This is a genomic window from Alcaligenes sp. CHO6 (genome assembly GCF_037120595.1).
GTDB lineage: Bacteria > Pseudomonadota > Gammaproteobacteria > Burkholderiales > Burkholderiaceae_B > Alcaligenes > Alcaligenes ammonioxydans.
This window is the reverse complement of record NZ_JBANCI010000001.1, coordinates 485,724-508,536: the sequence shown is the minus strand read 5'-3', so window position 1 is coordinate 508,536 and position 22,813 is coordinate 485,724. Positions and strand designations below refer to the sequence as shown.

Sequence of the window (22,813 nt, the reverse complement as noted above, 5' to 3'; positions counted from 1 at the left end):
CGTTAAAAAAAACACACCAGGCAGAACCCGGTGGAGTGAACAAAGCCCGATCAGCACGGGATTAGGCTGTCGGGACCGCGATGCCCGACCAGAGGTCGAGCACTTTATCTACAACTTCCTGAATGCTGAGCTGGGAAGAATCCACGATGTGGGCACCCGGCGCAGGCACAAGCGGCGCATGAGTTCGGGAACGATCTCGCTCGTCGCGCTCACGCAAGTCCGCCAAAAGACTCGTAAGATTAGCAGAAATACCCTTTTCGCTCAACTGTTTACAGCGTCTTTGGGCACGCACCTGCGCGTCTGCCAGCAAAAATATCTTTAAGGGTGCGTCCGGAAACACCACGGTGCCCATATCGCGTCCATCGCCCACCAGTCCAGGAGCGACGCGAAAATCCCGCTGACGTTGCAAAAGCGCCTCACGCACCAGCGGCAGGGCCGCCACCCGGGAAGCCAGATTACCCACCTCTTCCTGGCGAATGGCGTCCGTGACATCCTCACCGTCCATGTAAATCTGGGGGTAGTCAAAACGGACATTCAGATTCTGGGCGGCCTGCTGGACCTGCGCCTGATCCTGCACATCTACGCCGCGACGCAGGCAAGACAGCGCTGTCAAGCGATACAAGGCACCACTGTCAAGCGTGTGCCAGCCCAAGCGCTGCGCGACCAGGGAAGCAATCGTCCCCTTCCCTGAGGCGGTCGGGCCATCAATGGTAATGACGGGAATGCTCTGCGCTGTCATGCCTGCACCAAGTGTTCAAAAACAGAAAAATAATCGGGAAATGTCTTGCTGACGCAGGCGGGGTCCAGAATGGTGACCGCCACCGGGCCGAAGCTGGCCAGTGAAAAACACATGGCAATGCGGTGATCATCATACGTCGCGATGCGGGCCGAACGCCATTGATCTGCCGCAATGGGATGCACGGTCAACCAGTCTGGGCCTGACTCTACTCGGGCACCGAGCTTGCGCAGCTCGGCCTGCATCGCGTCAATACGGTCCGTTTCCTTCACGCGCCAGCTGGCAATATTGCGCAAGGTACAAGGACCATCCGCAAACATGGCCATGGCCGCGGCCGTCATGGCCGCGTCCGGTATGTGATTGAAATCCAGATCGAACGCCTTGAGCTTGTCGCCGCGCGCCACACACAGACCGGAGACAATCAACTCATTGGCATGACGCTCAATACGGGCGCCCATCGCCTCTGCCACATCGGCAAACTGAATATCGCCTTGAAGACTGTCGCTGCCCGCCCCCTGAATACGTAGCGGGCCACCGCCGATTGTCCCCAGCGCGATGAAGTACGACGCAGATGACGCGTCTCCTTCCACCGAGTACGTGCCGGGGCTGAGATAGGCAGCATCGGCTGGCACAGTAAAGCTGCTCCAGCCCTCCCGCTCGACCTGCACACCAAAACGCGCCATCATGGCCAGCGTTATGTGGATATAAGGCTGGGATATCAGCTCCCCTTCGACCTCGATGCGCAAGGGCTGAGCAGTACGAGCCGTCAACAAAGGCGCAGCCATCAGCAGTGCGGTCAGGAACTGACTGGACACCGAGCCTTTCACCGACACGCGCTGTTGATCCACCTGGGCCAATTCCCCGATTGCCAGGGGTGGATAACCCTCCGCTCCCAGATACTGCACATCTGCACCCAGACTGCGCAGCGCATCGACCAGATCCCCGATAGGACGCTCATGCATACGGGCAATGCCGCTCAGATTGAAGCGCCCTCCCATCAGGCCCAAGGCCGCGGTCAAGGAGCGGAACGCCGTACCGGCATTACCCAAAAACAGATCGGCGTCGCGATGCGCAAACGGCGCTCCGCCGTCGATCACCACCACGCCCTGACCCAGGTCCTGTACGGTCACGCCCATTTGCTGCAACGCGGCCATCATGACGCGGGTGTCGTCCGAATGCAGCAAGCCTTCCAGTCGCGTTTGCCCCTGAGCCAACGCGGCCAACAACAGGGCCCGATTGGAAATGCTCTTGGACCCCGGCAATTGCAGCTCGCCACACGCACGGCTGACGGGATTCAAAACAAGACTGTCGCTCTGGCTCATTGCAAACCACTCCTACTTGCCCAAAAACGGCGCGCCAAGGCAGCACGCTCTAAAAATTCGTATAAAGCCTGGCCGTCCTGATCCTGCAAAGCCTGTTCAGCCTGATCCAGGGCCTGACGTACTTCTTGCAGTTGGCCCAGAACGGCCTGGCGATTGCTCAGAAAAATATCGCGCCACACTTCGGCCGAGCCCGCAGCGATACGGGTGAAGTCGCGAAAACCCGTCCCGGCCAAGGCAAAGCGTTGGTCCGAGTTGGCGCTGGAGGCAACCTGCCACATAAAAACCGAGGACAGAAAGTGCGGCACATGGCTGACCGAGGCCAGCACCTCATCATGCGTAGCCGGGTCCATCAGCATGACCCGCGCTCCGCAGGCTTCCCAGACAGCGATCAAACGCTCGCGCGCACTGGCTGGGTTCTCTTCCAGAGGTGTCAGAATAACGTTGCGACCATCGTACAGATCGGCACGGGCTGCCTCGGGGCCTACCGTTTCCGCACCGGCAATCGGATGACCAGGAACAAATTGTCCAATACGATCGCCCAGCGCGTCACGCGCCACGCGAACCACATCCGCTTTGGTGCTGCCCGCATCGCTAATCAAGGTGCTGTCACGCAAATGGGGGCGCAGCGTTTTCAACACCGAAGCCATTGCACCGATAGGCGTGGCCAACATGATCAAATCCGCTTGTTGAGCGGCCTGCTCCAGCGTGGCGACCTCATCGATCAAGCCCAGTTCCTGGGCTCGCCGCAGGCTTTTGAGCTGTCGACCGACGCCCAGCACTTTGCCTACCGCTCCGTAGCGTTTGAGTGCCAATGCCAGGGAGCCGCCGATCAAACCGACCCCAACAACTGCCAGCACCGGAACCAAAGGCGCAGACGCCATAGTTTCTGATGACGCTATCATGATTAATTACGTTCCCTCCCAGACCGTCCATGCTTGGCGTATTACGTGCAATGCCGCTGGAAAACCGGGTGTCAATGCAGATACTGCCAGACTATTGCGCGACCATCGACGAAAGAGCGAGGCGACCTGCAAGCTCGGTATTTTGTATCGTTATGCCCTAATGACACAGCCGGTCCCATGCCTTGTTAAAACAAGCCGCCCCCCCTATCAGGGCAAGCTGACCGTGGGCGGGAACGCTTCCCCGCCCAGACCCGTCGTGTCTTGGATGCTTAAAAGTCGTTTACAGGGTATGAGCCCAGAATTTTGAAAAAAGCGACTTGTTTCTTCAGCTCTGCCAGCGCAGCAGCCATGGCAGGCTCGTCGCGATGACCAATGAGATCTACGTAAAAATAATATTCCCACTGGCCTGTCCGGGCAGGACGCGACTCCAGGCGGGTCATGGACACCCCATGCACGGCCAGGGGAGAGAGCATGTCGTAAACGGCGCCTGCACGGTTGGGTACGGCCAGAATGATACTGGTCTTGTCATTGCCGCTGGGCAAGGACTCGATGTTGCCAATTGCCAGGAAACGCGTGCGGTTATGCGGATCGTCCTGAATGCCCGCCTCCACGACACCCAGATTCCAGGCAGTGACGGCGGTATTACCGGCAATCGCGGCCACGGTAGGATCGCTGGACGCAATGCGGGCGGCCTCGGCATTGCTGGAGGCTGCCTCGCGCAAAAGCTGCGGATAGTGCTTTTGCAGCCAGTTCTGACACTGGGCCAAAGCCTGGGGGTGCGCCATGACGCGCGTCACACCTTCCATCGTGCCGCTTTTGGTCAGCAAATTGTGGTGGACGCGAATCGAGCGCTCACCCAAAACACGCAGGGGCGAGTTCAGCAACAGATCCAGCGTGCGATTCACGGCGCCTTCGGTGGAGTTCTCAACCGGCACCATGCCTACCTCCGCCTGACCGACCTCCACACTGCGAAACACCTCATCAAAGGAGTCGCATTGCAGGCCGTCCAGAGCATGACCGAAATGCTCATAGGCAGCCTGTTCCGAAAAAGAGCCTTGGGGCCCCAGATAGGCCACGCGCAATACGCTTTCCAGGCCCCGGCAGGCAGAGATGATCTGTCCCCATACGGCCTCGACCGCAGCGGACGTAAAAGGCCCACCGTTTTCAGACTGCAGACGACGCACAATACGGGCTTCGCGCTCGGGCTTGAGGATGACTTCCTCGGTATTGAAGTCCTGCTTGATCTTGCCCACTTCCAAAGCCGCACGAGCACGCTCGTTAAGCAACTCCAGGATCTGGCGATCCAGCTCATCAATACGATTGCGCCAAGGGAGCAGGCGCTCAGTTAAGGTATTAGCCATTCCGTCGTTCAAAATCAGTCATGAATTCGATAAGTGCCAGCACGCCCTCCAGCGGCATGGCGTTATAGATCGAGGCACGCATGCCGCCCACGCTCTTGTGTCCTTTCAGGGACGTCAAACCCGCGGCCGTGGCCTGTTCCAGAAACAGGGAATCCAAAGACTGATCACGCAACAGGAACGGAACATTCATGCGTGAGCGGTACGCAGGATGCACGGTGTTGGTGTAGAACTCGGAGGCATCCAGAAAACCGTACAGGGCTTGAGCCTTGGCTGCATTACGCGCCTGCATGGCAGCTACGCCGCCCTGGCGCTCCAGCCACTTGAACATCAGGCCCGCCATATAGATCGAGTAGGTGGGCGGCGTGTTGAACATGGACTGCTGCTTTTCAATATTGGCGTAGTTGAACGCCGACGGGCACAGATCCATGGCGTGCCCCAGCAAGTCCTTGCGTATCATCATCAGGGCGATGCCCGACATGCCTGCATTTTTTTGCGCGCCGGCATAGGCGACGGACACACGCGAGAAATCAATCGGGCAGGACAAGATATTGGAGGACACGTCAGCAACAACGGGCACATCCAGCTTGGGAATATCGTTGAACTCCACGCCACCAATGGTTTCATTGGTACAGACGTGCAAGTAAGCGGCATCGGGGCGCACATCCCATTGAGAGGGCTCAGGGAACCAGGTCCAGGGAGCCCACTCTTTGCCTTGATCCTGCCAGGCCTGCCCACTGGTGCCGGCAACATGAATGTCGCCATAGCGCTGGGCCTCCTCGCAGGACTTGACTGACCAGCTGCCCGACAGCACGTAGTCAGCCTTGCCACTGCCATTGCGCTGGATCAGGTTCAAGGGCAGAAGGCCATTCTGGCCCTGCGCCCCGCCCTGAACAAACAGCACCGCAAAGTCATCCGGCACGGACAACAGGGCACGCAAATCGGCTTCCGCCTCGTCGCGCACGCCCATATAGTCCTTGCTGCGGTGACTCATCTCCATGATGGACATGCCCGTGCCATGCCAGTCCGTCATTTCAGCGGCGGCTTGCTCCAGCACTTCCAACGGCAGCATCGAGGGGCCCGCCGAAAAATTCCATACACGCATTACTCGTTTTCCTCGCCGGAAGAGTCCGCCTGGTCTTGGGCGGCATCAGATTGATTATCCTGCTCAAGACTGTCTGGAGCCTGCGCCTGCTCAGCCTGATCGGCCAGTTCGGCGTCCACCTCGTCATCGGTCTCCACCACGCGATACACACCAGAGAGTTCGCTGTCGTCATCCACGCTGATCAAGGTGACACCCTGAGTGGCTCGACCCATCTCGCGAATTTCCGCCACACGAGTACGGACCAGCACACCCGCATTGGTAATCAGCATGATTTCGTCGGTTTCACGGACCAGCACGGCACCCACAACCTTGCCGTTACGAGCCGAGGTCTGGATGGCAATCATGCCCTTGGTGCCACGGCCGTGACGGGTGTATTCGCCAATCGGGGTGCGCTTGCCGAAACCGTTCTGGGTGGCAGTCAGCACGGATTGGGTTTCGTCTTCGGCCACCAGCAAGGCGATCACAGACTGGCCCTCTTCCAGCGTCATGCCGCGCACACCGCGAGCCGCACGGCCCATTGGGCGCACATCGCCTTCATCAAAGCGGACCGCCTTGCCTGCATCGGAGAACAACATGACGTCATGAACACCGTCGGTCAGTTGAGCACCGATCAGGTAGTCGCCCTCGTCTAGGCCCACAGCAATGATGCCGGCCTTGCGAGGGTTGGAGAAGTCGGACAGCGGGGTCTTCTTGACCGTGCCGCGCGAGGTCGCCATGAACACGAACTGATCTTCGCTGAATTCCTTGACGGACAGCACCACGTTGATCTTCTCGCCCTCTTCCAGAGGGAACATATTGACGATGGGACGGCCACGCGAGTTGCGCGAACCTTGAGGCACTTCCCAGACCTTGAGCCAGTACACACGGCCCCGATTGGAAAAGCACAGCAGGTAATCGTGCGTGTTGGCGATGAACAGCTTGTCGATCCAGTCGTCCTCTTTCATGGCGGTAGCTTGCTTGCCACGGCCACCACGACGCTGTGCCCGGTATTCGGACAGCGGCTGGCTCTTGATATAGCCGGTATGCGAGAGCGTAACCACCATATCCATAGGGGTAATCAAGTCTTCGGTATCCAGCTCGGTGGCGTTGTGTTCGATTTGCGAACGACGAACGTCCTTGCCGGTGGCCGAGAACTCGTCACGCACCGCGATCAGCTCGTCGCCAATGATGGCGGACACACGGGTGGGGTTGGACAAAATGTCCAGCAGATCAGAAATCTTGTCCATGACCTCACGGTATTCCTGAACAATCTTGTCCTGCTCCAGGCCCGTCAAGCGCTGCAAGCGCATGTTCAGGATTTCCTGAGCTTGCACGTCACTCAGACGATACAGGCCGTCCGAGCTCATGCCGAACTCGTCGCCCAGATCATCAGGACGATAAGCCTGCCGGCCACCCACAATGGCGCTGGTGTCGGCTCGCGCCAGCATCTCGCGCACCAGACCGGAATCCCAGGAGCGAGCCATCAGTTCGACGCGCGCGACCGGAGGAGTCGGGGCGGCCTTGATGATTGCAATGAACTCATCAATATTGGCCAGGGCCACAGCCAGGCCTTCCAGCACATGGCCGCGCTCGCGTGCCTTACGCAACTGAAATACGGTACGACGTGTGACCACCTCACGGCGGTGGCTCAGGAAGTAATCCACCAACTGCTTCAGGTTGAGCAAACGGGGCTGGCCATCGACCAGGGCCACCATGTTCATCCCGAAGGTTTCTTGCAGCTGCGTATTCTTGTAGAGATTGTTCAGCACCACTTCCGGCACTTCGCCACGCTTGAGCTCGATCACCAGGCGCATCCCGTCCTTGTCAGACTCGTCGCGAATATCGGAGATACCCTCGATGCGCTTTTCATTGACCAGTTCGGCAATGCGTTCCTGCAGCGACTTCTTGTTGACCTGATAAGGAATGGCGTCGACCACGATGGCCTGACGGTTGCCCTTTTCCATGTCTTCAAAGTGCGTGCTGGCGCGCATGATGACGCGGCCACGGCCCGTACGGTAGCCTTCGCGCACGCCGGACATGCCGTAGATGATGGCGCCGGTCGGAAAGTCAGGAGCCGGTATGTATTCAATCAGTTCATCTACTGTGCACTCGGGATGACTCAGGCAGTACAGACAGCCGTTGACCACTTCGGCCAGGTTATGCGGCGGAATATTGGTCGCCATGCCCACGGCAATGCCGGAGCTGCCGTTAACCAGCAGATTGGGCAGGCGGGAAGGCAACAGGGCCGGCTCTTTTTCGCTGCCATCGTAGTTGGGCACGAAATCCACGGTTTCCTGGTCAATATCAGCCAGCAACTCGTGAGCAATCTTGGCCAGGCGGATTTCGGTGTAACGCATGGCCGCGGCGTTATCGCCGTCGATGGAACCGAAGTTGCCCTGCCCATCGACCAGGGTGTAGCGCATGGAAAAGTCCTGCGCCAGACGCACGATAGTGGCATAGACGGCAAAGTCACCATGCGGGTGGTACTTACCGATCACGTCACCGACGATACGAGCCGACTTCTTATAGGCACGATTCCAGTCGTTATTGAGTTCATGCATGGCGAACAGAACACGTCGATGCACGGGCTTCAAACCATCTCGCACGTCGGGAAGAGCACGGCCCACAATCACGCTCATGGCGTAATCGAGGTAGCTGCGGCGCATCTCCTCTTCAAGCGAAACGGGAAGCGTCTCCTTGGCAAAGGAATCCATAGGTCAATTCTTTATAGATATGGGTTAAGCAGTAAGCCAGCCGTAAACGGACAAGAGGAAATTCTAGCACTTTCACATAGGGGGACGCAGCGTGGCGCGGCGACAGGCCCGGCGATCAGCGATTGAAAGCGGTGAATCATCAAAAAACCGTCATTCATGAATCGTATCGGCCACCGATCCGCTCATCCGGCCAGCCCTTATCCTGTTGCCTAAAACCAACAATAACAGGAAAGAACAAGCCTAATTCCACGCAAGTTCGCGAATCGTTCCCCGTCCCCCTCACGCATGTGGCCGAAATGTCTTAAGATTCGACCTAACACGCATGAAACCCAGCGCAAGCAAGTCTTTGTTCCGTGCAAAGGATTGCTATACTGGTTCCGTTAATCAGCGGCAGGGGTTCGCTGCGGTCACTTAACAGCATCAGCTCAACGAGGAGAAATATGAACAAACCCTCCAAAATCGCACTTGTACTCGCCATTGCCGCCGCATCGGCTACCGGTGCAGTTTCCGCACAAGAGTCCGGCGAAGTTAACAACTGGCGCAACCCGTTTGGCGACGTTTGGAAAAACGGCACCAACGAACTGTGCTGGCGCAACAACTTCTGGACCCCTGCTACGGGTATTCCAGGTTGTGACGGTGTGCCCGTTGCCCAAGCCCCCGAAGCTCCTGTCGTCGCTCCTACCGTCACTAAAGTGACTCTGAACGCTGACACTTTCTTCGACTTTGATAAATCCACCATCAAGCCAGAAGGTCGCCAGGTTCTGGATCAAGTGGCTGACACTGTTCAGTCCATCGATCTGGAAACCCTGATTGCTACCGGTTACACTGACTCGATCGGCACCGAAGCTTACAACCTGAAGTTGTCCGAGCGTCGTGCCAATGCTGTTAAAGCATACCTGGTCAACAAGGGCGTTCCTGCTGACCGTATCTACACCGAAGGCAAGGGCGAAGCTAACCCCGTGGCGTCCAACAAGACCCGCGAAGGCCGCGCTCAAAACCGTCGCGTAGAAATCGAAATCGTGGGCAACCGCAAGTAATTCTTGCTGCACCACGTATTTCTGTAGCTAAGGCTACAATTAAGGCTCCGCTTTTGCGGGGCCTTAATTTTTTTGGATGAGCCATGACCGCTTCCACCGTCACTAACGTCAATGTCGATCCGGCAGAGATCGATAAATTCAGTGCACTGGCATCTCGCTGGTGGGACCCTGACAGCGAATTCAAACCGCTGCACGCCATCAACCCTTTGCGTCTGGACTGGATTCTGTCCTACACCGGCTCCCTGGCTGGCAAACAGGTATTGGATGTCGGTTGTGGAGGCGGGATTCTGTCCGAAAGCCTGGCCCAGTCGGGCGCCGAAGTCACCGGCATTGATCTGGCTGAGCGTTCCTTGAAAATTGCCCGTCTGCACAGCCTGGAGTCGGGTGTGCCGGTCAAGTACGAGATGATCAGCGCTGAAGACATGGCCGATCAGCATCCTGGCCGCTTTGACGTTGTCACCTGCATGGAAATGCTGGAACATGTCCCAGACCCCGGCTCCATCATTGCGGCCTGCGCCAAGCTGGTCAAACCCGGTGGCTGGGTGTTTTTCTCGACCCTTAACCGCAATCCCAAATCTTTTCTGTTTGCCATCGTGGGGGCCGAATACCTGCTGCGCCTGATCCCCAAAGGCACGCACAGCTACGAAGGTTTCATCAAGCCCAGCGAACTGATTTCCTCGGCCCGTCGCAGCGGCCTGGACGCACTGGCCCTGAAAGGCCTGGAATACAACCCGATTACCGAGCACTATCGTCTGTCGGACGACACCTCCGTCAATTACCTGCTGGCCAGCCGCCGCCAACGCTAAGCCCTTATGAATAAACTGGTTCTATTCGATTTTGACGGCACCCTGGCCGACTCTGCTCCCGATCTGGCGGCTACCGCCAATCGCATGCGCAAGGAACGAGGCCTGCCTGAACTGCCGTACGATGCCCTGCGACCCTACGCCTCGCACGGCGCCCGTGGTCTGCTCAAGGTAGCACTGGATATCAACACCGATCATCCGGACTATGCGCAACTGAGGGCACAGTTTTTGCAGGATTACCACGATCACATGACGGAGCTGACCTATTTGTTCGACGGTGTGGCTCCCATGCTCAGCCAGCTAGAACAAGCTGGCTATACCTGGGGTATTGTCACCAACAAGCTCGAATACCTGGCTCTGCCCCTGATTCGTCATCTGGGCTTGGAAGAGACTTGCGCAGTCACAGTAGGTGGCGACACCACGCAACACACCAAGCCGCACCCGGAGCCCTTGCTGCATGCCGCCAGCAAGGCCGGCTTCGCACCTGCAGACTGTCTGTATGTAGGCGATGATCTACGTGACATTCAGGCAGGCCGGGCTGCCGGCATGGCAACCATGATTGCTGCCTACGGCTATTGCGCAGGTGACGACAGCATCGGTACCTGGCAGGCGGATCTGACCGTTCATCATGCCAACGATATCTGGGACGGCGTACAACGCTGGGCCACGGGTCAACTTTCCCACCCCAGCCACTCGGCCACCTGCTAGGCAAAACTACGGCAGCAGCTCCGACAGGCGCTGCTGCATCCACAGGGCCGCAGGCGGCAAAGATTGCCCTTGCCGCCACAACATTCGCACTGGCAAGGGGGGCAGCATCATCTCCTGGCAATGCAATTGCGCCAGTTTGTTGCGCAGGTTTTCATACTCGGCAATATTAAGCGGCAATATCGCCCAGCCCAGACCATCCGCCACCATATCGGCAATCACGTAAAAGCTGTCTGAACGCCAGACGCTGGGACTGACGACCGTCTGCTCCATGCCTTCAATGTGAATCAGCAACTGTCTGTGCGCAGTCAGCTCTTTGCGGCTGACCTGGTCCTGACCCGCCAAGAGATGAGTTCGCGACACGCAGATTGCCTGAGGGACAGCCCCAATATACCGTTGCGCAAAGGATGTCACGTCAGCGCCGCGATCAAATTGAAGCGCTACATCCGAGCGCCCCTCATTCATGTAGTCGATCACTTCAGAGGCGGTGCCATTCCAGATCGTCAACTCCAAGCCCGGCCAACGTTCTGCCAGCTCCTTGAGCAATAGGCGCAGGGGCTCCTGGGGCAAGGCCTCATCCAGGCTGATCTCCAGCCGGGCAGATTGCCCCTGCGACAAATCCAGCGCACGCCGGTTCAGCACGTCGGCCTGACGCAGCAGCGCTTTGGCCTCCAACAGCATGATTTCACCCGGAACGGTCAGGCTCAAGGTTCTGCGCGAACGGTCAAACAGGGCCAGATTCAGGTCTGCCTCCAGTAAGGCGATAGAGGTGCTGACCGCTGATTGCACCTTGCCCAGGTCTTTGGCCGCCTGCGTCATGGAGCCCGTCTCTGCTACGGCCACAAAGTGTCGAATACGTTCCAGTGTCCAGTCCATGTATCTATTCCATCGATGCTAATCAACTTTGTCGGTTGATAATATTGATGGATCATACGGGTTTTGCCACTCCTTTGCGTTGTTATGCTGCACAGTCCGACTCACCGTCACCTCTCACCCGTTCCCTTGTCCCCCGGCCGTCGCTGGCTGATTCTGGCCATTGTATCGGCGGCACTCTTGTTGATTGTGGTGGACATGACGGTGCTCTACACCGCCCTTCCCCGGCTGACCCATGACCTGCAGGCGTCGGCCTCCGACAAGCTCTGGATCATTAACAGTTACGCGCTGGTCGTCTCTGGCCTGCTGCTTGGCATGGGCACGCTGGGAGATCGTCTCGGCCATAAGCGCCTGTTTCTGTCTGGTCTGGCCATGTTTGGAGTGGCCTCGGTAGCAGCGGCCTATTCCCCCAACCCGGCCTTTCTGATCGCGGCACGGGCATTTCTGGGCGTGGCTGCCGCCATGATGATGCCCGCCACGTTGTCATTGATTCGCATCACTTTTCACGATGAGCGTGAACGCGCAGTGGCCTTTGGTGTGTGGTCCTCCATCGCCTCGGGCGGCGCGGCCTTTGGACCGGTCCTGGGGGGCTTTCTGCTGGAGCACTTCTGGTGGGGCTCGGTCTTTCTGATCAACGTCCCTATCGTACTGATCGCCCTGCCCATGGGCTGGCTGCTGGTGCCGCGTTCCACGCCGGACAGTTCCCGACCCTGGGATATCAAAGGTTCCGTGCTGATTATGGTGGGGCTGGTTGCCAGTACCTTGGCGATCAAGGAAATGGGCAAGCTCTATACCGATTGGGGACTGACAGCGGGAGCCCTGGTGGTCGGCGTCCTCTTTCTGGGCTGGTTTGTCCGGCAGCAAAATCGCAGTCCCTTTCCTTTGCTGGATTTTGCCCTGTTCAAAAATGCCACGCTCAGTACGGCTGTTCTGTCCGCCCTGAGCGCTTCGGCCGCCCTGATTGGCATGGAGCTCGTTTTTAGCCAACGCCTCCAACTGGTACTGGGCTTCTCGCCGCTGCAGGCGGGTCTGGCCATTATTCCCTTGCCATTGGCCGCCTTCCTGGCCGGTCCCCTGGCAGGTCGTTTGCTGATGGTTATTGGCAGCAAGCGTCTGCTGATCGGCTCCCTAAGCCTGGCAGCGGCAGGCATGGCGGCTTACCTGCTCTGGCACAACAGTGCCCAGTTTTTGCAGGTAATCAGCCTGGTCATGCTGGGTCTGGGTATAGGCGCGGCCATGACTGCCGCCTCCAGCACCATCATGCAAAGTGTGCCCCCCTCACGTGCCGGGATGGTGGCCTCTGTCGAAGAAATGTCGTATGAACTGGGCGGCGCCTTGGGCGTGACCCTCATGGGCAGCCTGCTGTCGTTCGTTTATAGCGCCAGCCTGATCTTGCCCGAGACATTGAGCGCTCATCCCCTGGCCTACGACAGCCTGGATCAGGCCCTGTTGATAACGGAGAACCTGCCACAAGAGCAGGCCTTCGGATTGGCGGAGTTGGCTCGCGATGCCTTCGACCGAGGCTATGTCGCCGTGCTGGCCAGTTGTACTGTGCTACTGGCAATGGCTGCGCTGGCGGTCTGGTACTTTCAGCGCTCCCCCGGGCGTTCGCACGCCGATTAGTCTTTTTTCAATAGCGCCAACTTGTCGGGCTGGCTTGCCCAATACTCATGGTCTGGCAACGGCGCTTTTTGTTCAGTGATGCGCCTCCAGGCTGGATGTGCGCTCAAGCTGCGGTTCAGTTCCACATACACCTGCTGCTCGGGCGTGACATCCTGATCACTGACAATCGCCCCCACTGGGCACTCTGCCACACAGATGGAGCAATCAATGCACTCATCAGGGTGAATAACAAGAAAATTGGGGCCTTCAAAAAAACAGTCCATGGGGCACACCGTCACACAATCGGTGTACTTGCACTGAATACAGGCTTGCGTTACTACGTAGGTCATTCAACAACAGCTTTAACAAATCAAGACGGGGCATAGCATAACAGCTGAACATGACTCGTTTTCATGTCCTACATGCCCTACCCCTTTTTTCTAGTGCCGCCTACTCAGCTGGACACAGAAGTCTGTGTCCAACCGTCTTAAATAGCAGGTGCTTTCACGGACAGAAAACGGAAAGGCTGGGAAGGCTTGAAATGCTCCAGCACTTCACCCATGTAAACCGTGCTTTGCTCAGGCCCCAGATCCAGCTTCATCACCTTGCCAGTTTCGGCGGAGAAATCCACCTTCTTCATATCCAGCCAGAAAGCGCCAGGCGACAGAACCGAGTCAAAATAATACAAGCTGCGTTGGTGGTCGAACACCGTGCGCCAGCGGGTCGATGAGTTATTCGGCTGATCGGGAACCGTCATACCGTAAGGCGTCGAGGCATTGCGAATCACGCTCAAGACACTGGCAACCGCTTTGTCATCGCTCAGATTGCGCGGCACTGCATTGATGTAAAACGACGCGCGTGCAAAGCGATCGGCCGCCCGACTCGTTCCGGGCAACAAATTAAGCCCTCCCACGTCCTGCCAGTAATCCCGGATCGCCAATTGCTTGTCAAAGGTGGGCGAGTTGGTCATGACCTGATATTGGCGACTGTGATGAATGCGCTGCTTGCCATCGATATATTCGATAATTGCGCTGTCACCAGAGGCATCCGACATCGACAGATGCAAGGTCGCCAGACGATCCTCGTCGGGCAGGGAGTCGGTCAGCACAACAAAGGGGGTTTTCTCCAGCGCAGCGACTGCCTCTGCCACCGTTGCGAAATTATCCAGCACATACTGCCCCCACAAAGACAAGCTCAAGGTCTTGTCGCCCTTTGCCGGGGTGGGAAACTGCGACTCCGGCAACCACAAGAGATTGACGTTCAGGCCCTTTTCATTGGCGCCGTCGGTCGATGCAATATCGTAGCCAGAGGCAATCACACTGCCATACTTTGATGTCCATTCAATGGAAGCCGGCCCAGCCTCTCCAGTACGCTTGGCACCACGCGGAAAGATCCAGAGGTTGGTCCCGACGTCCCTTTTCCAGTCCATGGAACGGCCCGTAATCACCTGCCCGTTGTCACCCAGAAAAACAGCGCGAGTACAGGCCTGGGAAACTGCCGGCGCCAAAGCCAGACCAAGCGCACACGCCACCAAGGTACGACGACATTTGTTTAACAACATCTTTTTCTCCAGAGACGGCGAGCCGCCCAACCAATGAAACAAAGAACAGACTGCTTCCACAGTCGACACATTGGACATGGACGTAACAAAAACAGGATTACGGCGCCACGTCAAGCGACATGGGTGCTTGTGGTACGGGTCCGACAAAAACAGGGTCGCAAACGGAGTCACGCAGGCTGACAGCGTCAACACGGTCATAAAGAGCCTCCCCAAAAAAATGGCCCTTCAAAGGGCCATTTTTGCGCATCGGACTAAAACTCCAGACAGTTAAAAAAACCAGGCAAGCGTGCATAGTTATCCATTAACTGAGCCAGGACATAGGTGCTGTCAAACGTCTCCAAGGCCAGCAGATTTTCCCGATAATCCTCATCAGCCAGGCCAACTGCACTGCGGCCTGGGTCCACCAACGCGCCGGCCAAGAGTTCGGACAATTTGGGGTCAGGCAGCTTTTCCAGCGCTGAACGCAAGGCCAACTCCTCATTCGTGAAGCCGACTTGTCCACCACGATCAGCTTGTAACGCCGCTTGCACCAAGGGCAACAACTTATCAATATCTTGCTTGCTAAGGTAAAACACATGCATGACACGCTCTCCACAAATTGGTGATCGACTTGTCCAGCATACCGAAAGAAACACGGCAGGCGCCAGTGCGCCGTCACTGCTTACCGCTAAAAAGGGCCTCAGAACAATGACATGGACACCCACTCATTTGCGCTATGAACACTTGGCTGCCTTGCTCCTGGCCGCCCTGCTTCATACCCAGGTGAACGCCCAGCAACCAGAACCCCTGCACGATAGCCCCCCCTCATCCCGCTACGCCGTGCAGATCACCCCTTACGCCTGGATCACCGGCCTGTCTGGAGAGAGCTCTCCCTTCAAACGCGCCCCTTCACTGGATATTGAAAAGTCGTTCTCGGATGTATGGCACAGTCTGCGCGCAGCTGCTTTTCTCAATACCTGGTTGCGTCGCGACCGCTATGTGCTCAACAGCGACCTGCTTTATGTGAACACCCGTGAAAGTGAAGTGGTGGGCGGGCTGCCCTTGGTGGGTGCGGCAGAAGGAACGATGGACACGCGTCTCTTTATGGGAACCCTGCAAGGCGGCTATCGCTTCTATGATTCCGAGCAAGCCAGCCTGGACGCACTGGCCGGCTTTTCCTTCTGGGACATCCGCAGCCGTGCCCACCTGCGCATCGCGGGCCGAAGCCGTCACCATCAGGAAAGCTTCAACTGGGTAGACCCCATGGTGGGACTGCGCGCGTTTTATCGTTTCAACCCGGAGCTCTCCACGCAGGCGCAAATTCACGTGGGCGGATTTAACGTGGGCTCACGTCTGAGCTATCAGGCCACCCTGACCCTGAACTACGATCTGTCAGAGAACTTTTCATTGACGGCCGGATACAAGATGCTGGATGTGAACTACCGCCGATCCGGCCAAGTCTTTGATGCACACCTGTCCGGTCCGGTGCTGGGTCTGAGCTGGCGTTACTAGGAAAATAGGAAAAGGGGCGCTCGAAAGCGCCCCTTTTCCCCGCTATCAGGCCATTCCATCGACCTGATGACGGCGCTCCCAGAAACGCGTGGCTACCTTGCCAAGCAGGTCTTCTCCCGTCTTGATCACGAATACCCCCTTGTCTGCCGACACGCCTGCCCGATCCAGCAAAGGCTGCGCCCCCCCATCGTGACCGATGGCTTTGAGGTGACCATAAGCATCGGCCACGAAATCAACCGCCGCCTTGTTGGTACACAGTTTCAAGGCCTGTCCCTGTCCCAGCAACAAGGCCACCGCATCAAACAGGACCGACGGTGCCCCAGCAATCTTCTCATCGGCAGCCAGCGCCGTCCCGTCTGACAGCGTCACGCCTCCTACCTGAGGCGCAATCAGCTTGACCGCCACTCCCGCCTCCTGCGCACCGGTCAGCAGCATCTGCAGCAATTCCTTGTCAGCTCCATCCGTCAGCAAAATGCCCAGCATCCGGCCTGCGACGGGTGGCTTTTGAGCCAGTATCGACAAAGCCTTGGACGGTGGCATGTCTACTGGCGGGCGGGCTGGTTTGGCCGCTGCCGGCAGCGTCAGGCCCAAGCCCTGGGCAGCCCGCTTGGCCAGATCCTCATCAATGATCCGCATATGCGAGAGCACGCGCAGGCGAACATGATTGAGCTGGACCTTGGACAGCTCAAAGACCAGGCCCGCAATCAGATGCTCCTGCTCCACCTCCGTCTGGGAACGGTAAAACAGGCGTGCCTGGCTGTAATGATCAGCGAACGACTCTGCCCGGACACGCAGTTTCGCCCCGTCCTCCACGGTACTGGGAAAGCTGCGAAACCCCTGAGCCTGGGCACGAGGTCCACCCGGCTCACCGACCTCATCCAGACTGTTGGGCTCATAGGTCGCACGGCCTTTGGGAACCTGCATTTGCATCATGCCGTCGCGCTGCATATTGCTAAAGGGGCAACGTGGCGCATTAATCGGGATCTGATGGAAGTTGACTGTTCCCAGTCGAGATTTCTGGGTATCCAGGTAAGAAAACAGTCGGCCCTGCAACAAAGGATCGTCGGTAAAGTCGATGCCGGGAATCACGTTGGAAGGCAGGAAAGCAACCTGTTCGGTTTCTGCAAAGAAATTGTCGGGGTAGCGATCGAGCACCATACGGCCCACAATCTTGACGGGTACACTCTCCTCGGGGATCAGCTTGGTGGCGTCCAGCACATCGTAATCCTGCCGGTCCGCCCACTCTTGATCAAACACCTGCACGCCCAGCTCCCACTCCGGAAAAGCGCCGCTTTGAATGGCTTCGTATAAATCACGTCGCAGGTAGTCCGAATCCGCACCTGAAATCTTGACGGCCTCATCCCACAAGGTCGACTGCAATCCCTGCTTGGGTTTCCAGTGAAACTTCACAAAATGCGACTTGCCCTGCGCATTCACGAAACGGAAGGTGTGTACGCCAAAACCCTGCATCATGCGAAAGGAACGAGGCAAGGCGCGATCCGACATCAGCCACATCACCGTATGTAACGATTCGGGCATCAGCGAGACAAAGTCCCAGAACGTGTCATGGGCAGAGGCCGCCTGGGGAAAACCGCGGTCAGCCTCGGGCTTGACGGCATGAATCAGGTCCGGAAACTTGATGGCATCCTGAATAAAGAACACGGGCATATTGTTGCCGACCAGATCCCAGTTGCCCTGTTCGGTATAGAACTTGACCGCAAAACCACGCACGTCACGCGGCGTGTCCTTGGACCCCTTGGAACCCGCTACGGTTGAAAAGCGGCAAAACACCGGCACCCGATGCCCTTCCTTTTGAAACACACAGGCCTGGGTCAGCTCCGGAATCGCCTGCGTACACTCAAAATAGCCATGCGCCCCCGTGCCACGAGCATGCACGATGCGCTCTGGAATGCGTTCGTGATCGAAATGAAATATTTTCTCTCGCAGGACAAAATCTTCCAGCAAAGTAGGACCGCGAGCCCCCAGGCGCAGGGAGTTCTGATTATCCGAAATCGGCATGCCATGATTGCTGGTCAAGGCGGTATGGCCCGCCTGATGCAACTCCCCTCCCTGACCCAGGGAGTCCTGATTGTTCGTCGCCGCTGATTTTTTCGTCACCATATGTCCTCCAATCGAATCACATAACAAACCTCTTCCTTCAGAAGCGGCCTTAGCCGGTCTGCATGGCATGACCATTGCTACGCCCACGCGTTCGCATAACTGGCCAGAGGCTGGCAAACGATCTTTGCTCCTGACGGAACAAGGCACTTGTCACTCGGGACCGCTACCCTGACCAAGCGGGCAGTCTTAAAAGAGCCTAGAGGCTTTGCACAAGGCATGTGCGAATCGATTTCTCGAAACGTAATCAAGCATGTCCACATTTTTTTATGCGAGCATTCGGCCCGGAAAGGCTGAGCTCTGGCATCATGCACGTGCTGTCGCTCTGTACGGCCCCTCTTTACAGCCGCGCGGTCTGCGCGGCCTCGGTTTCTTTTTGGAATAACCTTGTGTTTCAAGTCGCTGCTCTCTGTTTTGCCCTGTACGTCGCCTGGCGATTGATCAAACCTCTGAAACTTCGGCCCTGGATCAAATATCTGCTCAGCGCGTTGGCGCTGGCCGCCACCCTGCATCACTATACGGTTGCTCTGTTCTGGGGCACGCGCGCCTCGCCGGAGATCCCTGCCGCCCTTATCATGGTCCTGGGCTGGGCATTTGGCAGTGTCCTGCTGGCCGCCAGCCTGACCCTGTTCACGGATCTGACCGGCCTGCTGATGCGTGTTCTTTACAAGCCACTTGGCCTGGTAATGCTGCGCTCGCCAACACTGCGCGCCGCTCTGGGTATCACGGCGCTGAGTTTGTCCGCACTAGCAGTGTGGCAAGCCGTGCAAGTACCCGAGGTGAAAACGGTCGAGGTGACCATTAAGGACTTGCCACCCGATCTGGATGGTTTCCGGATCGTTCAACTAACGGATCTGCACGCCAGCCGCCTGCTGCAAGGTCCTTGGATTGAGGCGATCGTGGAAAAGACACAGGCCTTGAATCCAGATCTGATTGCCATTACCGGGGATCTGGTCGATGGCACTGTCGATGCACGTCGGGACGATGTGGCTCCCTTGCACGCTTTGTCAGCCCCTCAGGGAGTCTGGGTCATTGCCGGTAACCACGAGTACTACACTCAGTACCAGCCCTGGATAGCGCATTTCAAGAGTCTGGGGCTACGTTTGCTGTTGAACGAGCACAGCATTATTCAGCGAAATGGCGCAGCCTTTGCCTTGGCGGGGATTACCGACAAGTCGGCTGCGGTGCACGGGCAGCCCATGCCGGATGTCGGTGCTGCCGTGGCCGGTATTCCGGCTGGCATGCCCATCATTATGCTGGGCCATCGACCAGACACCGCCAAAACAAGTGCTGCGGCAGGCGTGGCCTTGCAACTGTCCGGCCATACGCACGGCGGTCATATTCTGGGCATGCACAAGATCGTGCAGATGGCCAATGACGGCTATGTAGGTGGACTGTATCAAGTCGGTAACATGCAACTGTATGTCAGTTACGGAGCGGGACTATGGGCCGGCTTTCCGCTACGCCTGGGACGCGCATCAGAAATCACCTTGATTACCCTGCGCGCCCCTTAAGACCGACCGCAACCCTTTCCCTTTTCAGGACACGCTGCGCAGCGCCCGTTTGCACACGCGCTGCACAGCCTTATCCTGCGGCGACTGCGTCTGCCATTGAGCGCATAACGACCTTACCCACTGCGGCTGGTCCTTGGCCGCATCGTTCAGGTAGTTGGCGACCGAGTCTTGCACATAGACGCTATCATCCCGGTGCAACACCTGCAGGATGGGCAACATACGCTCTGGCTCCTTTTTCAGAACGGCGATATGTGCGCACCACACCCCTCGGGGGCGCAGGGCTTCACAGGCAAAACGGCGTAAATACGCTGAGTCCTCGTGCGCCCACCGTTGCAAGGTTTGGATCGATAGGTCCAGCTCGGCTACCAAGTGGGGACGCAACGCCATCCAGGCCCATTCGCGTACTCCAAAGTGTGGATCGTCCGCCAAGGGACGCAACGCCTCCAGACGTTCCGGCACGCTTAGCGATTCACGCGCGCCCACCATAAAACAGGCCCAACCTCGCACCACATCGGCGCGATGACCCAGGCAGCGCTTCCAGGCCCATTCGCCGTAGCGTTGCCACAGATACTCGCCCAGGCCTTTCATGCGTTTGAGTATGCCCAGCTGGGCCAGCGACTGAATATGCCGGACCGCGTGCTCATCGAGTTCAGGAAATACCACGGCCGCCAACACCCGCTGATCAATAGCCAAGGACTCGGTGAGGGTAGCGGCCGACATTTCTCCTGTTGATAAAGCCTGGAGAACCTCAGCCGGTATATCCGCCACTTTGGCATAGCCAATGCGATTTTCTGTGTTCATGATGCCTGCTCTCCACCCGCTGCCTTGCTCAACAGGGCCCCAAGCTGGACGCACTCCGCCGCCGACAAATGGCTGAACAACTGACCAATCCAGCGGGCGTGGGTTGCCACCAGCTGTTTCGCCAGTTCAGCACCTTGGGGACTGAGTTTCACCATGACAGAACGTCGATCCGCTTGGGCTGCAAAACGCTGCACCAAACCCGCTTTCAGCAAGCCATCCACCAGGGTTGTCACCGTTGCCCGCGTAATTCCGGCCCGCTCGGCCAATCGGTGGGAGGCCATGCCCTCGGGGGCGTTTTCCAATAAAAACAGCAGCACGAAACGCGCTTCGCTCAAACCGTGAGGGGCCAGCAAGGCCGCACAATCCCGATCAATCCGGGCCGATAAAGACAAGAGCTGAAAACAGAGCTCCATACCCTGAATGTTGATGCCCTTTTGCTGCCGGGCATGAGAGAGCAGAGCTTGGTATTTGGCGTCCAGTTTCATAATTCGATATCAAATAGTTTGATATCGAATCTTAATGTTTGACTCCATCAAAAACAAGCCCAATAACAAAGACGATTCCACGGTGCCAGCGTCAGGCCCCCTCTTTTTCCTTGGCACGGCCGCCCCGGCTCGCCAAGCTCGGCATTGCCCCCCCCAACAGGAAACTTTTTGCCTCCAGAGTGTCGCCAAAACTCGACAATGCCAAATTTTAAGGATGATGCGCACAAGACAGGCCCACGCATGCGGTAAGGTATAAGGCTGGCCGGACTATGACACGCCATCTTGCAGACATAGCCCCGCACCCGCCCCACCGCCCCCGGCGGAACAGGCAAGGCATTGAACCGGCATCGGGATAAGGATCTGCTCCGGGCAGCCACCGATCATCAGCAGCACACATGGAATCCGTTTACTAGCATCATGAACAGCATCAAGAAATCGAGCAAATTGGCGAATGTTTTGTACGATATTCGCGGCCCCATCATGGACCGGGCCAAGCAAATGGAAGACGAGGGCCAGCAACTGATCAAACTGAATATCGGCAATCTGGCGGTGTTCGGTTTTGATGCCCCGGAAGAGATCCAGCTCGATATGATTCGTAACCTGCCCAACTCGGCGGGTTACTCGGACAGCAAAGGTATTTTTGCCGCGCGCAAAGCCGTCATGCACTACACCCAGCAACAGGGCATCAAGGGCGTGACGCTGGAAGATATTTACCTGGGCAATGGCGCTTCGGAGTTGATCGCCATGGCGACCAACGCGCTGCTGGACGATGGGGACGAGCTGCTTCTGCCCATGCCCGACTATCCCTTATGGACGGCTGTCACCAGCCTGTCAGGCGGCACACCCGTTCATTATCTGTGCGACGAATCCAATGGCTGGATTCCGGACCTGAACGACATCCGCGCCAAAATCACGCCGCGGACCAAAGGCCTGGTGGTCATCAACCCCAACAACCCCACTGGCGTGCTCTACCCTGATTCGGTCTTGCAAGCCCTGGTGGACATTGCACGCGAGTTCAATCTGGTGCTGCTGGCGGACGAAGTCTACGACAAGGTCCTGTTCGACGACATGAAGCACACCGCCATGGCCAGCCTGTCCTCCGACGTACTGACACTGACCTTCAACTCCCTGTCCAAGAGTTACCGCGCCTGTGGTTACCGCGCCGGCTGGCTGGTGATCTCCGGGGACAAGAAAGCCGGTGCCGACTACATCGAAGGCCTGAGCATGCTGGCCAATATGAAGCTGTGTGCCAACGTTCCCGGCCAATGGGCTATCCAGACTGCGCTGGGCGGCTACCAGAGCATTAATGACCTGGTTTGCGAAGGCGGCCGTCTGCGTCGTCAGCGCGATCTGGCCTATGAGCTGATTACGGCCATTCCGGGAGTCAGCTGCGTCATGCCTCACGCTGCCTTGTATATGTTCCCCCGTCTGGACCCCGAAATTTATCCCATCAAGGATGATCGTCAATTTTTCCTGCAACTGCTCGAAGCCACTCGCGTCATGCTGGTTCAGGGTACCGGCTTTAACTGGCCCCACCCCGACCACTTTCGCATGGTCTTTTTGCCGCACGAGCCCGACTTGCGCGAGGCAATCAACCGCATCGCCAAGTTCCTGAAAGAGTATCGGATCAAGCACGGCACGGAACGCCCCGAGTTTTCTCAAACCCCGCTGGCCGCTGTAGACAGTACCGACGCCTCCTAAGCGAGA

General features: G+C 57.6%; 20 protein-coding genes. 7 read left to right on the top strand and 13 right to left on the bottom strand.

Annotation, left to right across the window (positions count from 1 at the left end; genetic code table 11):
• Nucleotides 1-61 precede the first annotated feature (61 nt).
• From cmk to gyrA, 6 genes are all read right to left on the bottom strand, one after another.
• Entirely contained in the window at nt 62-739 is a 678-nt protein-coding gene (gene cmk, locus V6936_RS02325; protein ID WP_003799142.1) for a (d)CMP kinase, read from the bottom strand.
• Nucleotides 736-2,058: a 3-phosphoshikimate 1-carboxyvinyltransferase gene (gene aroA, locus V6936_RS02320; protein WP_131070689.1), complete on the bottom strand. Its 1,323-nt coding sequence runs from the start codon at nt 2,056-2,058 to the stop codon at nt 736-738. The genes cmk and aroA overlap by 4 nt, the downstream gene beginning before the upstream one ends.
• The gene (locus V6936_RS02315; RefSeq protein ID WP_003799138.1) at nt 2,055-2,939 is read right to left on the bottom strand and encodes a prephenate dehydrogenase; all 885 of its coding nucleotides are present in this window, start codon (nt 2,937-2,939) and stop codon (nt 2,055-2,057) included. The genes aroA and V6936_RS02315 overlap by 4 nt, the downstream gene beginning before the upstream one ends.
• A 290-nt stretch (nt 2,940-3,229) precedes the next feature.
• Nucleotides 3,230-4,321, bottom strand: a complete 1,092-nt coding sequence (pheA, locus tag V6936_RS02310; protein WP_003799136.1) for a prephenate dehydratase — start codon at nt 4,319-4,321, stop codon at nt 3,230-3,232.
• A complete protein-coding gene (gene serC, locus V6936_RS02305) occupies nt 4,314-5,423 on the bottom strand; it encodes a 3-phosphoserine/phosphohydroxythreonine transaminase (protein WP_003799135.1) in 1,110 nt (369 codons plus the stop codon). The genes pheA and serC overlap by 8 nt, the downstream gene beginning before the upstream one ends.
• Nucleotides 5,423-8,116 carry a DNA gyrase subunit A gene (gene gyrA / locus V6936_RS02300; RefSeq protein ID WP_131070691.1) on the bottom strand — a complete coding sequence of 898 codons (2,694 nt, stop codon included), beginning with the start codon at nt 8,114-8,116 and terminating at the stop codon, nt 5,423-5,425. Before gyrA ends, serC begins: the two co-directional genes overlap by 1 nt.
• Before the next feature lie 440 nt (nt 8,117-8,556).
• Here gyrA and ompA point away from each other — a divergent pair, with 440 nt between their 5' ends.
• From ompA to gph, 3 genes are all read left to right on the top strand, one after another.
• Nucleotides 8,557-9,153: an outer membrane protein OmpA gene (gene ompA, locus V6936_RS02295; protein WP_003799131.1), complete on the top strand. Its 597-nt coding sequence runs from the start codon at nt 8,557-8,559 to the stop codon at nt 9,151-9,153.
• Between the two features lie 83 nt (nt 9,154-9,236).
• On the top strand, nt 9,237-9,959 hold the full coding sequence (gene ubiG / locus V6936_RS02290; RefSeq protein ID WP_003799127.1) for a bifunctional 2-polyprenyl-6-hydroxyphenol methylase/3-demethylubiquinol 3-O-methyltransferase UbiG: 723 nt from the start codon (nt 9,237-9,239) through the stop codon (nt 9,957-9,959).
• Nucleotides 9,960-9,965: 6 nt separating this feature from the next.
• Complete coding sequence (gene gph, locus V6936_RS02285) at nt 9,966-10,664, top strand: phosphoglycolate phosphatase (protein WP_219234927.1); 699 nt, start codon at nt 9,966-9,968, stop codon at nt 10,662-10,664.
• 6 nt (nt 10,665-10,670) lie between these two features.
• Here gph and V6936_RS02280 read toward each other — a convergent pair whose 3' ends face one another.
• A complete protein-coding gene (locus tag V6936_RS02280) occupies nt 10,671-11,537 on the bottom strand; it encodes a LysR family transcriptional regulator (RefSeq protein ID WP_131070693.1) in 867 nt (288 codons plus the stop codon).
• 84 nt (nt 11,538-11,621) lie between these two features.
• Between V6936_RS02280 and V6936_RS02275 the strand changes: the two genes are divergently transcribed.
• Nucleotides 11,622-13,157 carry an MFS transporter gene (locus V6936_RS02275; RefSeq protein ID WP_131070694.1) on the top strand — a complete coding sequence of 512 codons (1,536 nt, stop codon included), beginning with the start codon at nt 11,622-11,624 and terminating at the stop codon, nt 13,155-13,157.
• On the opposite strand, the gene fdxA is transcribed toward V6936_RS02275, so the two are convergent.
• The 3 genes from fdxA to V6936_RS02260 form a co-directional block, all read right to left on the bottom strand.
• Complete coding sequence (fdxA, locus tag V6936_RS02270) at nt 13,154-13,486, bottom strand: ferredoxin FdxA (protein ID WP_219234928.1); 333 nt, start codon at nt 13,484-13,486, stop codon at nt 13,154-13,156. The genes V6936_RS02275 and fdxA overlap by 4 nt on opposite strands.
• A gap of 137 nt (nt 13,487-13,623) precedes the next feature.
• Nucleotides 13,624-14,697, bottom strand: coding sequence for a linear amide C-N hydrolase (locus V6936_RS02265; RefSeq protein WP_003799119.1), 1,074 nt, complete (start codon nt 14,695-14,697; stop codon nt 13,624-13,626).
• Nucleotides 14,698-14,948: 251 nt separating this feature from the next.
• Nucleotides 14,949-15,278 (bottom strand): hypothetical protein, encoded by a 330-nt coding sequence (locus V6936_RS02260; protein WP_003799117.1) that lies wholly within the window; start codon nt 15,276-15,278, stop codon nt 14,949-14,951.
• A gap of 106 nt (nt 15,279-15,384) precedes the next feature.
• On the opposite strand from V6936_RS02260, the gene V6936_RS02255 reads away from it, so the two are divergent.
• Nucleotides 15,385-16,188, top strand: coding sequence for a hypothetical protein (locus tag V6936_RS02255; protein ID WP_039942887.1), 804 nt, complete (start codon nt 15,385-15,387; stop codon nt 16,186-16,188).
• Nucleotides 16,189-16,233: 45 nt separating this feature from the next.
• Here the strand turns inward: V6936_RS02255 and V6936_RS02250 are convergent, their stop codons facing one another.
• Nucleotides 16,234-18,309: a catalase gene (locus V6936_RS02250; protein ID WP_003799113.1), complete on the bottom strand. Its 2,076-nt coding sequence runs from the start codon at nt 18,307-18,309 to the stop codon at nt 16,234-16,236.
• 386 nt (nt 18,310-18,695) lie between these two features.
• Between V6936_RS02250 and V6936_RS02245 the strand changes: the two genes are divergently transcribed.
• Complete coding sequence (locus V6936_RS02245; protein ID WP_131070696.1) at nt 18,696-19,820, top strand: metallophosphoesterase; 1,125 nt, start codon at nt 18,696-18,698, stop codon at nt 19,818-19,820.
• 24 nt (nt 19,821-19,844) lie between these two features.
• On the opposite strand, the gene V6936_RS02240 is transcribed toward V6936_RS02245, so the two are convergent.
• Together V6936_RS02240 and V6936_RS02235 are read right to left on the bottom strand one after the other, a co-directional pair.
• Nucleotides 19,845-20,621 carry a HEAT repeat domain-containing protein gene (locus V6936_RS02240; protein ID WP_240208559.1) on the bottom strand — a complete coding sequence of 259 codons (777 nt, stop codon included), beginning with the start codon at nt 20,619-20,621 and terminating at the stop codon, nt 19,845-19,847.
• Nucleotides 20,618-21,106 (bottom strand): MarR family winged helix-turn-helix transcriptional regulator, encoded by a 489-nt coding sequence (locus V6936_RS02235; protein ID WP_003799107.1) that lies wholly within the window; start codon nt 21,104-21,106, stop codon nt 20,618-20,620. Before V6936_RS02235 ends, V6936_RS02240 begins: the two co-directional genes overlap by 4 nt.
• Nucleotides 21,107-21,523: 417 nt before the next feature.
• On the opposite strand from V6936_RS02235, the gene V6936_RS02230 reads away from it, so the two are divergent.
• A complete protein-coding gene (locus V6936_RS02230; RefSeq protein ID WP_003799106.1) occupies nt 21,524-22,807 on the top strand; it encodes a pyridoxal phosphate-dependent aminotransferase in 1,284 nt (427 codons plus the stop codon).
• Nucleotides 22,808-22,813: the final 6 nt, after the last annotated feature.